Consider the following 13,009-nt stretch of genomic DNA (forward strand, 5'->3'; position numbering starts at 1 on the left):
CGGATATGGCCCTGACCCCTGAGTTCGACAGCTTCGCCCGCGCCTATGAGGCTGGGGAAAATCAGGTCGTTTACACCCGTCTTGCCGCCGATCTGGATACGCCTGTATCCCTGATGCTCAAGCTGACCGGCGCGCAGAAAGACGCCTTCATGCTGGAATCGGTGACGGGCGGAGAGATTCGCGGCCGCTATTCGATCATTGGTATGAAACCTGACCTGATCTGGCGCTGTCACGGCGAGACCTCGGCGCTGAATCGTTCGGCCCGGTTCGACCCCGAGGCGTTCGCACCGCAGGACGGCAACCCAATGGATAACCTACGGGCGCTGCTGGCCGAAAGCCGGATCGACCTGCCCGATGATCTGCCGCAAGCCGCGGCCGGGCTGTTCGGTTATCTGGGCTACGACATGGTGCGGTTGGTCGAATATCTGCCGGATGTGAATCCCGACCCTCTGGGTCTGCCGGATGCGGTCATGCTGCGGCCATCGGTGGTTGCGGTTCTGGACGGCGTGAAAGGCGAGGTGACCGTTGTGTCGCCAGCCTGGGTCAGCGACGGGCAATCCGCCAAGGCGGCTTATGCGCAGGCGGCTGAACGAGTGATGGATGCGGTGCGCGATCTGGAACGTGCCATGCCAGCCGAAACCCGCGATCTGGGTGACGCTTATGAAGTTGCCCCGCCCGAGTCCAACTTTACCAAATCCGGCTATATGCAGGCGGTTGAAAAGGCCAAGGAATACATCCGCGCGGGTGACATTTTTCAGGTCGTTCCGGCGCAGCGCTGGACACAGGACTTTCCGCTGCCGCCCTTTGCACTGTACCGCTCGCTGCGGCGTACCAACCCGTCGCCCTTCATGTTCTATTTCAACTTTGGCGGCTTTCAAGTCGTTGGCGCCAGTCCGGAAATCCTGGTGCGTGTCTTCGGCGACGAGGTCACCATCCGCCCCATCGCAGGCACGCGACCGCGCGGTGCAACGCCCGAAGAGGACAAGGCGAACGAGGTTGAGCTGCTGGCCGACAAGAAGGAACTGGCCGAGCACCTGATGCTGCTGGATCTGGGTCGCAACGATACCGGGCGGGTTTCAAAGATCGGAACCGTGCGCCCGACCGAAGAGTTCATCATCGAGCGCTACAGCCACGTCATGCATATCGTGTCGAACGTGGTCGGAGAGCTGGCCGAGGACAAGGACGCTCTGGATGCCTTCTTTGCCGGCATGCCCGCCGGCACCGTCTCGGGCGCGCCGAAAGTGCGCGCGATGGAGATCATTGACGAGCTGGAGCCCGAAAAGCGCGGGGTCTATGGGGGCGGTGTGGGCTATTTCAGCGCCGGTGGCGACATGGACATGTGTATCGCCCTGCGGACGGCCATCGTGAAAGATCACAAGCTTTATATTCAGGCGGGTGGCGGAGTTGTCTATGACAGCGACCCCGAGGCGGAATACATGGAGACGGTCCACAAATCGAACGCGATCCGGCGCGCAGCCGCCGACGCGGCGCGGTTTACCGGTTCCGGCAACAGCTAATCGAGACGGCTGCCCCGGGACAGGCAGCCGGTTCTTCAGCCCTTACTGAACCTCTTTCATCATCACCGCAGAAATTGGTGCCATGGCCACGCGGCCTCCGCGATCCTCAAGCCCCCACAGCAACAGGGCAGAGATCGTGTCCGGGCGCAGACGGCCCAGCATTACAACCGTGCCCTCCTGCCCGGCGCGAAAGGCGGCCTGATCCAGAAAGCGGCGCATGATCTTGGGGTCCTGCCGGGCCCCGTCGATGTCACGGAAGATGACGCCCGAAGGAACGCCGTTGCGGGCAGCCAGCTTTTGCACCGTGTTCAGCCCGTTGTCCTGCGTGATCAGACCCCGCCCGGTGCCGCCGGCAATCGCCGCAACCTGATCGGCCAGTTTGCGATTGCCCTGAATCCCCGAGTGCACTCCCTCAAGAATGCCAACGGTTTCCGGCAGCGTGTCGAGCCAGACCGCCAGCGAAACCTCTGCATCCTGGGCGCTGGCCGCCTTGGGCAGATCGGCAAGGGCCAGAACTTCGAACCCGGCCTGACGATGCCGGGCCATCTTTTCCGCCGCATCCGGGTCTGACGGGCTGACGGCAAAGCTCAGCGGATAGGGAAAATCACGCAGCGCCTCGGCCCCGAAAGCGCCTTCGTCGTCAATCAGGATGATCGACATCAGTGGCTTGGCCTCGGGGTTTTCGAACACTGCGGCATAAGTTTCGATCGGTTTGCCGGGAACGGCCTGTTCCGCCTCGGTTGCCGTCTCTTCGGGCGCGTCGTCGCGCTCTGTCAGCGGCACGACGCGCTTGCCGATTGTCAAACCTGCTGGCGATTCCACGGCCCCTCCGATCTGGGGAACCGAGGCAATGCGCGGCAAGTCGCGCGGCGCCGTGTCCTCATCGCCCTCAACAGCGATCGGGCTGTCTTCGAACGGATTTTCTTCCACATCTTGCGCCGTGCTTTCGACGGGCTCCGGCTGCGGTTCCGGTTCTTCCGGCTGCGGTTCTAGGACAGCAACCTCCTGTTCCGAAGGTTCGGGCGCTGCCGGTGCAGGTTCGGGCAGTTCCACGATGACATCGGGCAAGGGTTCGGATTTCGGAGGCTCCTGAATTGTCGCGGGGGTCTGGGGCGCGACCGGCGCCTCGGTTGCGACATTGACGTCCGTCAGACTGGCGGCGTCGGGCGCGTCAGTCTGCGCCGCCGCCTCTCCGATCTGGGGCTGCGCATCGGGCGCAGTTTCCACATCACTGAGGTCGGCCAGCGAATCCGTTTGCCCGGCCGAGGATTCGGGCGCGCTTGGCGGCAGTTCCACCAAATCGGCATCCGCACCCGCATCGGTCGCATCCGCCACTGTTTCTGGAACTTGCACCTGATCCGGTTCGGGTGCCAGAACGGCAACTTCCGGTTTGTCTGTCAGAGGCGTGTTCAGAGAAAGCATCGCCCCCAGCAAAAATACAACGATCGCGCCCACGATCATTCCACCGACAAATCCGCCCATCACTTTTGCCTCTCGTCTTAATCCTGCTTCGACCGTCACTGTACCATCTGCTGCGGTACTCACTCGTATGGCCCCCAAGAACGGGGATGTCCCCTTGACGCTGCCGCGCAAGCCTGAACATGTATGTCCCGACATTATACCGTGGCCCGGGGCTGCATCGCCAGCCCGAAATGCCCAATCCGAGACAAGTGCCCAAATGCTGCTGCTGATCGACAACTACGACTCGTTTACCTACAACCTGGTACACTATCTGGGCGAACTTGGCGCAGAAATGGTCATTCGCCGAAACGACGCCCTTGACGTGCAAGAGGCGATGGCGATGAACCCTGCCGGTATCCTGCTGAGCCCGGGGCCGTGTGACCCGGATCAGGCCGGGATTTGCCTTGCGCTGACCGAGGCGGCGGCTGAAACGAACACTCCGCTGATGGGCGTGTGCCTTGGCCACCAGACTATCGGTCAGACCTTTGGCGGGGATGTCATCCGTTGCCACGAGATCGTGCACGGCAAGATGGGCACCATGCACCACACCGGCAAAGGCGTGTTCGCCGGGCTGCCCTCACCTTTCGAAGCGACGCGTTATCACTCCCTTGTTGTCGACCGTGCCACCCTGCCCGACTGCCTTGAGATTACCGCCGAGCTGGAAGACGGAACCATCATGGGCCTGCAACATAAGGAACTGCCCATTCACGGCGTTCAGTTCCACCCCGAATCCATCGCTTCCGAGCATGGTCACGCCCTGCTCAAGAATTTCCTGTCCGAGATGAAAGTCCCCGCATGAGCGACGCTCTGAAACCGCTGATCGGAGCCGCAGCCGACCGGCCCCTGACCCGCGCCGAGGCCGAACAGGCCTTTGGCATCCTGTTCGAAGGTGAAGCCACCCCCAGCCAGATCGGCGGCCTGTTGATGGCCATGCGGACCCGGGGTGAGACGGTAGATGAATATGCCGCCGCCGCCGCGGTGATGCGCGCGAAATGTCACGCGGTTTCCGCCCCGGCGGGTGCCATGGACATCGTCGGCACCGGGGGCGATGGCAAAGGCACGCTGAACATCTCGACCGCCACCGCCTTTGTCGTGGCCGGGGCCGGTGTTCCGGTCGCCAAGCACGGCAACCGGAACCTGAGTTCGAAATCCGGCGCGGCCGATGCTTTGGGGCAGTTGGGGATCAATGTCATGGTTGGCCCGCAAACCGTTGAAAAAGCGCTGGCAGAGGTGGGTATCGGTTTCATGATGGCCCCGATGCACCATCCGGCCATTGCCCATGTCATGCCCAGCCGGCAAGAGCTTGGGACGCGCACGATCTTCAATATTCTCGGCCCGCTGACCAACCCGGCCGGTGTCAAACGCCAGCTTACCGGCGCTTTCAGCCGCGATCTGATCCGCCCGATGGCGGAAACGCTTGGTCTGCTGGGGGCAGAACACGCATGGCTGGTCCATGGATCGGATGGCACCGATGAGCTGACCATCACCGGAGTAAGCTGGGTTGCGTCGCTTGAGAACGGCACTGTGCGTGAGGTTGAACTGCATCCCGAAGACGCCGGTCTGCCGGTTCACCCGTTCGAGGACATCCTTGGCGGCACCCCGGAAGAAAACGCAGTGGCTTTCCGCGCGCTGCTGGACGGTGCGCCTTCGGCCTATCGCGATGCCGTGCTTCTGAATTCAGCGGCGGCTTTGGTCGTCGCGGATGCCGTGGCCGATTTGCGCGATGGGGTCGCCATGGCTTCTGAAAGCATCGACAGCGGCAAAGCCAAAGAAAAAACCGCCGCATTGGCCCGAATTACGCAGGAGGCCGCATGACAGAGACGGTACTGGACAGAATCAAAGCCTACAAACTGGAAGAAGTCGCAACCGATAAGACTCAGAAATCTTTGGAAACTCTGGAAGGCGAGGCCAGATTGGCACCAGAGGTTCGCGGATTTGGCGACGCGCTCCGGACTGCGACGCGCAACGGCTATGGGCTGATTGCCGAAGTCAAAAAGGCCAGCCCGTCCAAGGGTCTGATCCGTCCCGATTTCGACCCGCCGGTGCTGGCCAAGGCGTATGAAGATGGCGGTGCCGCCTGCCTGTCCGTTCTGACCGACACGCCCAGCTTTCAGGGTGCGAAAGAGTTTCTGACCCAAGCCCGCGCGGCCACCTCGCTGCCTGCATTGCGCAAGGATTTCATGTACGACCCTTATCAGGTGGTCGAGGCCCGCGCCTTGGGCGCGGACTGCATCCTGATCATCATGGCCTCGGTCGAGGACGCTCAGGCGGCGGAACTGGAACAAACCGCATTCGACTGGGGCATGGACGTTCTGATCGAAGTTCATGACGAAGAAGAACTGAACCGCGCGACGCAGTTGAAAAGCCCATTGATCGGGATAAACAACCGCAATCTCAAGACCTTCGAGACCAATCTTGATTCGACCCGCCGACTGTCGAAACTCGTGCCGGGTGACCGGACCATCGTCTGTGAAAGCGGGCTGAGCACGCCCGAGGATTTGGCCGACATTGCCCGCTATGGCGCACGGTGTTTCCTGATCGGCGAAAGCCTGATGCGGCAGGACGACGTCGCCGCTGCAACCCACCACCTGTTGGCAAACCCGCTGATCCCCGGAGTGATGTGATGCCGCTGACCCACTTTGATGCTCAGGGCCAGGCCCATATGGTCGATGTTTCGGACAAGGCCGTGACGGACCGTGTGGCTGTCGCCGCCGGCCACATCAGGATGGCACGGGACACCTTTGACTTGATTTCGGAAGGCAGGGCCAAAAAAGGCGACGTTCTGGGCGTGGCGCGTTTGGCGGGCATCATGGGGGCGAAGAAAACGCCCGATCTGATCCCCCTTTGCCATCCGTTACCCGTCACCAAGGTCGCCGTGGACCTGACGCTGGACCCGGATCTGCCCGGCGTTCGGATTGAGGCGACGGTAAAGACCTCCGGCCAGACCGGTGTTGAGATGGAGGCGCTGACAGCCGTCTCAACCGCGGCGCTGACCGTGTATGACATGATCAAGGCCGTCGACAAGGCCATGGAGATCGAAGGTATCCGGGTTCTGTTGAAAGATGGCGGAAAATCAGGACGTTACGAAGCGAAATGATTACCGTTGAAGACGCCCGGGCGCTGCTGTTTGATCTCGTCTCGCCCCTTCCGGCCGAGGAAGTCGCAGTGGGAAACGCTGCCGGCCGCGTTCTTGCGCAGGACGTCGTCGCCACACGGGACCAGCCCCCTTTTGCGGCGTCATCAATGGATGGCTATGCCCTGAAATCGGCCGAAGTTGAACTGCACGCCATGTTCAAGGTCATCGGCGAAGCGGCCGCAGGTCGTCGGTTTGACGGTACAGTCGGCGCAGGCCAGGCGGTGCGTATTTTTACCGGTGCCCCGGTTCCCCAAGGCGCGGATTTCGTTGTTATTCAAGAGGATACCGAGCGGCGCGGTGACCTGCTGACTATCACCGATCAGCCGGGGACCAAGACGAATATCCGCCCCGCGGGCGTCGACTTTACTTCCGGCACCAGGATCACGGCACCCCGCACCCTGCGTCCCGAAGACGTCGCATTGATGGCGGCAATGAATATCGCAACCGTGCCCGTAACACGCAGACCCGAGATTGCGCTGATTTCCACCGGGGACGAGTTGGTCATGCCCGGCGAGAACCCCGGCCCTGATCAGATCATCGCGTCCAATACTTTTGGCCTCAAAGCCCTGCTGGAAAACGCGGGGGCGCATGTGCGCATCCTTCCAATCGCACAGGATACCGTCGCCTCGCTGGAAACAGCGTTCGGACTGGCGCAAGGCGCCGATCTGGTTGTGACCATCGGCGGTGCGTCCGTCGGGGAATATGATCTGGTGTCCGATGTCTCGCAGGGGCTTGGCATGGAACGGGCGTTTTACAAGATCCGAATGCGCCCCGGCAAACCGCTGATGGCGGGGCGGCTCGGCGATGCCGCGATGGTCGGTCTGCCGGGAAACCCTGTCAGCGCAATGGTTTGCGGCTATCTTTTCCTAGTTCCGATGGTGCGCCGCATGCTGGGTATCGAACAAGCCCTGACGCCGTTCCGACATGCACGTCTGTCCGCGCCAGTCGACGAAAACGGGCCGCGTGAACACTATATGCGGGCCGTTGTGGACGACACCGGCATTCGGGCCTGCAAGGATCAGGACAGCTCTCTGCTGAGTGTTCTGGCACAGGCGAACGCTCTTCTGGTCCGGGATCCCAACGATCCGGCGCGCCCTGCCGGGGATACAGTTCGGTATCTGCCGATCTAGGCAATTTGCAAATCCGTTGACACAAAACGTGAACATGCGTAGAACAAAAGAAAACGCATGACCGACGAGGTGTGAGCAATGCTGACCAAGAAACAGTTGGATTTGTTGGAATTCATCCACAAACGCGTTCAGGCGGACGGTGTTCCGCCCAGTTTCGATGAAATGAAGGCTGCGCTGGATCTCAGATCGAAATCCGGCATCCATCGCCTGATCACCGCGCTGGAGGAGCGCGGCTTTATCCGCCGTCTTGCCCACCGCGCGCGCGCCATCGAAATCGTCAAGCTGCCGGAAAGTCTGGGCGGTGAGCCGACCGCTGCGTTCAAGCCGCGCGTCATCGAAGGCGACAAGCCCAAGGGCCCGCGCCCTGCCAACTTTGAGCCGGTCACGGTGGACGCGATGGAACTGCCCGTGATGGGCCGGATCGCGGCCGGTGTACCGATTGAGGCGATCAGCCATGTGTCGCACCGTGTTGCCGTGCCCGGTTCGATGGTGTCCGGCAAGGGTGAGCATTACGCGCTGGAGGTGCGTGGCGACTCGATGATCGACGCAGGCATCAACGATGGCGACGTGGTGGTGATCCGAGAGACATCCACCGCGGACAACGGCGACATCGTGGTCGCACTGGTCGAGGATCAGGAGGCCACGCTGAAACGGTATTTCCGCAGGGGCCACGCCATCGCGCTTGAGGCGGCGAATCCGGCCTATGAAACCCGCGTTCTGCCCGAAGAAAAGGTCAAGGTCCAGGGGCGGCTAGTCGGGTTGATCCGCAGCTACTGATCGCGGTTTGACTTCAGGTCCCCGGTGCTTGCCGGGGACCATAGCCTGTCGCCGATTACCTCCTTGCTGGTGTGTATGCGGCCGTCCGAAAACGCCAAACTTCCTGTTTCCATCAATCGCTCTGGGTCATAAATCCCGCACGCGCCTGCCAATGTCAGGGCGACAGCAGAGATAACGATCTGGTCTTCGCGACACTCGTCAAACCCCTGCGCCGCACGTTTTCCGGTTATGTGTACCAGTTCCTTGCCTTGCCAGACGTATCGCTGAACGGAATCCGTACCTTGCGGCCAGCGTCCGGCTGCCGCCGCCTGATCCACTCCATCACCGTCGTTTTCCAACCAGACGGTGGCGACAAAGCCGCTACCTTTCTCTTTGCTCAGGGCGCGGCCCTTGTCCGTCATCACCCCGACCAATCCGCCGGAATCCGCGACCAGCACCTCTGGCCGATGCCCCTGCCCCCACATCAGGAACGCTGCAATGACCGGCACCGCCCCCACCCATTTCTGCACACCCCGCCACAACGCAAGGCAAAGCGCGCCCAACGCGAACATGGGCAGCACAAACCACGGCGGGCTGACCACATAACCCTGTGCCCCGTCGAATCCGGAGACCCAGGCAGACACGTTCAAAATCCACTCAAGCCCAAACCCCATGACCGTCAGCGCCACCGCTTCGAGCCCGAAAGGCGCCAGAAGTGCGGCAACAACCGCGGACGGCACAACAATTGTCCCCATAACCGGAACCGAGAGGAGGTTGGCCAGCAAACCGTAGTGAGACATCGTGTTGAAATGCGCAGCGCCAATCGGCGCGGTCGCCAGACCGGCAATTGCCGACGACAATAACAGCCCTGCAACGGGCCTTAACCATTTCGGACCCGGCATCGGACCATAGTCCCGCAACGCGCCGAATACCGCGACAAGGGCCGTCGTTGCCGCAAAGGACATCTGAAATCCCGGGCTCAACAGCGATTCCGGCCGCAAGATCAGCACGATCAGGGCGGCCACGGCTACGGCGCGTAAGGAAATCGCGCGACGGTCGATCAGCACCGCACCCAACATTACGCTGGCCATTACAAACGCCCTCTCCGTGGCGACGTTGCCACCCGACAGCATCAGGTAAAAAATCGCCGCTGCCAACGCGCAGCTTGCCGCAAGCTTTCGCACAGGCACGCGCAGTGCGACGACAGGGATGGCTGATAAGGCCCCTCGGCACACAAGAAACACAAAGCCGGTGAGCAACCCCATATGCAGTCCGGAAATGGCCAGCAGATGCGCCAGATTCGAGGCGCGCAGCGATTTCAGCGTATCATGACCCATGCCGCTGCGATCGCCGGTTGTGACCGCCGCGGCAAATCCGCCGATCTCACCCGGCAGCACGGCACGCACCCGTTCCGAGATCGCCATCCGCATTGCGGTTATCCGGACGCCCTGAAGTTCATCCTCGGGCCGTGCGACCGTCATCACGGGAACGCGGGTATAGCCGACGGCGCCAAGGTGCTGAAACCAGGCGTGACGCCGAAAATCGAACCCGCCGGGCTCGACAGGTCCCTGAGGGGGCGACAGGTGACCGGTGGTCATGATCCTCTGCCCCGGCGACAGGGCAGCCGGCCCGCCATGCAGGGAAAGCCGGACGCGCTGCGGTCTGCGATCCGTGGGCAGATCCCCTATTCGTACCCGGTCCAGCGTGACCCGCAGCGCGTCCGACGCAGACCGGTCCAGGGCCACAACCCGCCCCTCGATCGGGCCGTAGTAGCGCCATGACAGAACCGGCTCTGCAACCGTATGGGCGCGTGCCCCCGCCAGAATTACTCCGGCAGCGATCAGGGCACCCGCCGTTGCCAACGATGCCCAGCCCGAGGATACCGCGCGGCCGACACCGAAAAGCACCCCGGCCAGAAGGGCCAGTGCCACATAGACCTGCCATCCCGGTTCGAACCGAAGACTGAAATACAGGCCGATACCAGCCGCCAGGCACACCGGAGACCATTGGAACAAATACCCGGTCTGGGTCAGCAATGCGGCCTCAACCCGTGCCAGAACCTGCATGGTTGCCCCCGTCCTTCGGGCTCGTTAGACAGGCGCCAAACTATGCCCGACACGGTTACCAAAAGGTTAATCCACATAATGTCCGATCAGGTCGTCACCCGCTTTGCCCCCTCGCCCACCGGTTTCCTGCATATCGGAGGGGCACGCACCGCGCTGTTCAACTGGCTTTACGCCCGCGGCCGCGGTGGCAAGTTCCTGTTGCGGATCGAGGACACGGATCGCGAACGATCCACGCCCGAGGCGACCGCAGCCATCCTGCAAGGCATGGCGTGGCTGGGGCTGGATCACGATGGCGACGTGATCAGTCAGTTTGAAGGGGCGGCCCGGCACGCCGAAGTCGCGCACCAGTTGCTGGCCGGGGGCAAAGCCTACAAGTGCTTTTCAACTCAGGAAGAAATCGCCGCGTTTCGCGAACAAGCCCGGTCCGAGGGCAAATCGACCCTGTTCCGCAGCCCCTGGCGCGATGCGGACCCGGCGACCCATCCCGATGCGCCGTGTGTGATCCGCATCAAGGCACCGCAAGACGGCGCAACCGTGATCCGCGATCAGGTGCAGGGCGATGTGACCATTCGCAACGACCAGTTGGACGATATGGTCCTGCTGCGCTCGGACGGGACGCCGGTCTATATGCTGGCCGTCGTCGTGGATGATCACGATATGGGCGTGACCCATGTCATCCGGGGCGATGACCACCTGAACAACGCCGCCCGTCAGATGATGATCTATGAGGCGATGGGCTGGGAGGTTCCGGTCTGGGCGCACATCCCACTGATCCACGGCCCTGACGGCAAGAAGCTTTCCAAACGCCACGGCGCGTTGGGCGCGCAGGAATATCAGGCCATGGGCTATCCGGCTGCCGGCATGCGCAACTATCTGGCGCGACTGGGTTGGAGCCATGGCGACGATGAGTTCTTTACCGACGAGCAGGCGAAAGACTGGTTCGATCTGAACGGCATCGGCAAAAGCCCGGCCCGGTTTGACCTGAAAAAGCTGGAAAACCTGTGTGGTCAGCATATCGCGATCTCAGAAGATGCTGCGTTGCGGCAGGAAATCGAATCTTATCTGGCCGCAGCGGGGCTTGCACCGCTGACGCAGACACAATCCGGTGATCTGGAACGTGCGATGTATTGCCTCAAGGACCGGGCGCGCACGTTCCCGGAACTTCTTGAAAAGGCGCATTTTGTGCTGACCAACCGCCCCGTCGAACCAGATGAGAAGGCGGCAAAGGCGCTTGATTCGGTATCCGATGGTATACTGGACGAATTGACGCCGCAGCTGCAAAATGCTAGCTGGACGAGAAATGAACTGGAGGAAGCCCTGAATTCGTTCGCAGATGCGAAAGGGCTTAAGTTCGGCAAGTTGGCAGGCCCGCTTCGGGCCGTTCTGGCAGGTCGGGCAGTGACACCTTCGGTTTTTGACATGATGCTTGTGCTGGGGCGTGACGAAACCCTGGCGCGGCTTTCTGATGCAGCGAAGTAAACCCAATCTTCACATTCGGGTAACGCTGCTCCGCTAACACCCGGACTGCGCGCCTGCGCGCAGCCGTTGCCCGCAAGGTCGGACAGCGATCCGACATGCGCATGATTGAGGAAGGGACACTATGACCGACAGCAATAAATCCGCCACTCTGACAGTCCATGGTGAAACATACGAGTTGCCGGTTCATTCGCCGACCGCAGGACCTGACGTTATCGACATCCGCAAGCTCTATGGTCAGGCAGGCGTATTCACCTACGACCCCGGTTTCACCTCCACCGCAAGCTGCGACAGCACCATCACCTATATCGACGGGGAAAAAGGTGAATTGCTGCACCGGGGCTACCCGATCGATCAACTGGCCGAGAAATCGCACTTCCTCGAAGTGTGCTACCTGCTGCTCTACGGAGAGCTTCCGGCAGCAAAGGATCTGGAGAACTTCGAAACCACGATCACCCGCCACACCATGCTGCACGAACAGATGCAGTATTTCTATCGTGGCTTCCGCCGCGACGCGCATCCGATGGCAATTATGGTCGGCGTGGTTGGCGCGATGTCAGCCTTCTATCACGACTCAACCGACATTCATGACCCCCGTCAGCGCGAAGTGGCCTCTCATCGTCTGATCGCCAAGATGCCGACCATCGCGGCCTGGGCCTATAAGTACCACACCGGTCAGCCTTTTGTGTATCCGCGCAACGATCTGGATTACGCGTCGAACTTCCTGCGCATGTGCTTCAGCGTTCCGGCCGAGGAATATGAGGTCAACCCTATCCTCAGCCGCGCGATGGACCGGATCTTTACGCTGCATGCCGATCACGAACAGAATGCCTCGACCTCGACCGTGCGTCTGGCGTCGTCTTCGGGCGCAAACCCGTTCGCCTGCATCGCGGCCGGCATCGCCTGCCTCTGGGGTCCGGCGCATGGTGGTGCCAACCAGGCTTGTCTGGAAATGCTGGAAGAGATCGGCTCGGTCGATCGCATCCCGGAATATATCGCCCGCGCCAAGGACAAGAATGATCCGTTCCGCCTGATGGGCTTTGGTCATCGCGTTTACAAGAACTTCGATCCGCGGGCCAAGGTGATGAAGCAGTCGGCCGACGAGGTGTTGGATCTGCTAGGCATCGAAAACAACCCGAAACTGCAGGTCGCCAAGGAACTGGAGCGCGAGGCGCTGGAAGATCCGTATTTCGCCGAGAAAAAGCTGTTCCCGAACGTGGATTTCTATTCGGGTATCATCCTTGAGGCGATGGGCTTCCCGACCTCGATGTTCACGCCGATCTTTGCGCTGTCACGCACCGTTGGATGGGTCAGCCAGTGGAAAGAGATGATTGCCGATCCTCAGAACAAGATCGGCCGTCCGCGCCAGTTGTATCTGGGCGAAACCACGCGTGATTACGTGGATATCGAAAACCGCTGATCGCGATACTAAAAACATCAAAAGCCCCGAACCTGCGTTCGGGGCTT

The 13,009-nt window shown here is 61.3% G+C and carries 11 protein-coding genes; 9 read left to right on the plus strand and 2 right to left on the minus strand.

Annotated elements, in window-relative coordinates:
- The first annotated feature begins 5 nt into the window (after nucleotides 1–5).
- A complete protein-coding gene (trpE, locus tag ACR0D8_RS06565; protein WP_480645345.1) occupies nucleotides 6–1,517 on the plus strand; it encodes an anthranilate synthase component I in 1,512 nt (503 codons plus the stop codon).
- Nucleotides 1,518–1,559: 42 nt separating this feature from the next.
- On the opposite strand, the gene ACR0D8_RS06570 is transcribed toward trpE, so the two are convergent.
- Entirely contained in the window at nucleotides 1,560–3,062 is a 1,503-nt protein-coding gene (locus ACR0D8_RS06570; RefSeq protein WP_480645347.1) for a divergent polysaccharide deacetylase family protein, read from the minus strand.
- 133 nt (nucleotides 3,063–3,195) lie between these two features.
- Between ACR0D8_RS06570 and ACR0D8_RS06575 the strand changes: the two genes are divergently transcribed.
- The 6 genes from ACR0D8_RS06575 to lexA all read left to right on the plus strand — a co-directional run bounded on the left by ACR0D8_RS06575 (nucleotide 3,196) and on the right by lexA (nucleotide 8,021).
- Nucleotides 3,196–3,777: an anthranilate synthase component II gene (locus tag ACR0D8_RS06575; protein WP_480645348.1), complete on the plus strand. Its 582-nt coding sequence runs from the start codon at nucleotides 3,196–3,198 to the stop codon at nucleotides 3,775–3,777.
- Entirely contained in the window at nucleotides 3,774–4,793 is a 1,020-nt protein-coding gene (trpD, locus tag ACR0D8_RS06580) for an anthranilate phosphoribosyltransferase (protein ID WP_475160945.1), read from the plus strand. The genes ACR0D8_RS06575 and trpD overlap by 4 nt, the downstream gene beginning before the upstream one ends.
- Nucleotides 4,790–5,602: an indole-3-glycerol phosphate synthase TrpC gene (gene trpC, locus ACR0D8_RS06585; protein WP_480645350.1), complete on the plus strand. Its 813-nt coding sequence runs from the start codon at nucleotides 4,790–4,792 to the stop codon at nucleotides 5,600–5,602. Before trpD ends, trpC begins: the two co-directional genes overlap by 4 nt.
- Complete coding sequence (gene moaC, locus ACR0D8_RS06590; RefSeq protein ID WP_480645352.1) at nucleotides 5,602–6,075, plus strand: cyclic pyranopterin monophosphate synthase MoaC; 474 nt, start codon at nucleotides 5,602–5,604, stop codon at nucleotides 6,073–6,075. The genes trpC and moaC overlap by 1 nt, the downstream gene beginning before the upstream one ends.
- On the plus strand, nucleotides 6,072–7,244 hold the full coding sequence (locus ACR0D8_RS06595; protein ID WP_480645353.1) for a molybdopterin molybdotransferase MoeA: 1,173 nt from the start codon (nucleotides 6,072–6,074) through the stop codon (nucleotides 7,242–7,244). Before moaC ends, ACR0D8_RS06595 begins: the two co-directional genes overlap by 4 nt.
- A 78-nt stretch (nucleotides 7,245–7,322) precedes the next feature.
- Complete coding sequence (lexA, locus tag ACR0D8_RS06600; RefSeq protein ID WP_480645355.1) at nucleotides 7,323–8,021, plus strand: transcriptional repressor LexA; 699 nt, start codon at nucleotides 7,323–7,325, stop codon at nucleotides 8,019–8,021.
- Here the strand turns inward: lexA and ACR0D8_RS06605 are convergent.
- Nucleotides 8,015–10,066 carry a ComEC/Rec2 family competence protein gene (locus ACR0D8_RS06605; RefSeq protein WP_480645356.1) on the minus strand — a complete coding sequence of 684 codons (2,052 nt, stop codon included), beginning with the start codon at nucleotides 10,064–10,066 and terminating at the stop codon, nucleotides 8,015–8,017. The genes lexA and ACR0D8_RS06605 overlap by 7 nt on opposite strands.
- A gap of 78 nt (nucleotides 10,067–10,144) precedes the next feature.
- On the opposite strand from ACR0D8_RS06605, the gene gltX reads away from it, so the two are divergent.
- Nucleotides 10,145–11,545: a glutamate--tRNA ligase gene (gene gltX / locus ACR0D8_RS06610; protein ID WP_480646365.1), complete on the plus strand. Its 1,401-nt coding sequence runs from the start codon at nucleotides 10,145–10,147 to the stop codon at nucleotides 11,543–11,545.
- Nucleotides 11,546–11,666: 121 nt separating this feature from the next.
- On the plus strand, nucleotides 11,667–12,962 hold the full coding sequence (gene gltA, locus ACR0D8_RS06615) for a citrate synthase (protein WP_475160963.1): 1,296 nt from the start codon (nucleotides 11,667–11,669) through the stop codon (nucleotides 12,960–12,962).
- Nucleotides 12,963–13,009 lie beyond the last annotated feature (47 nt).

Source organism: Ruegeria sp. BG10 (assembly GCF_056538575.1).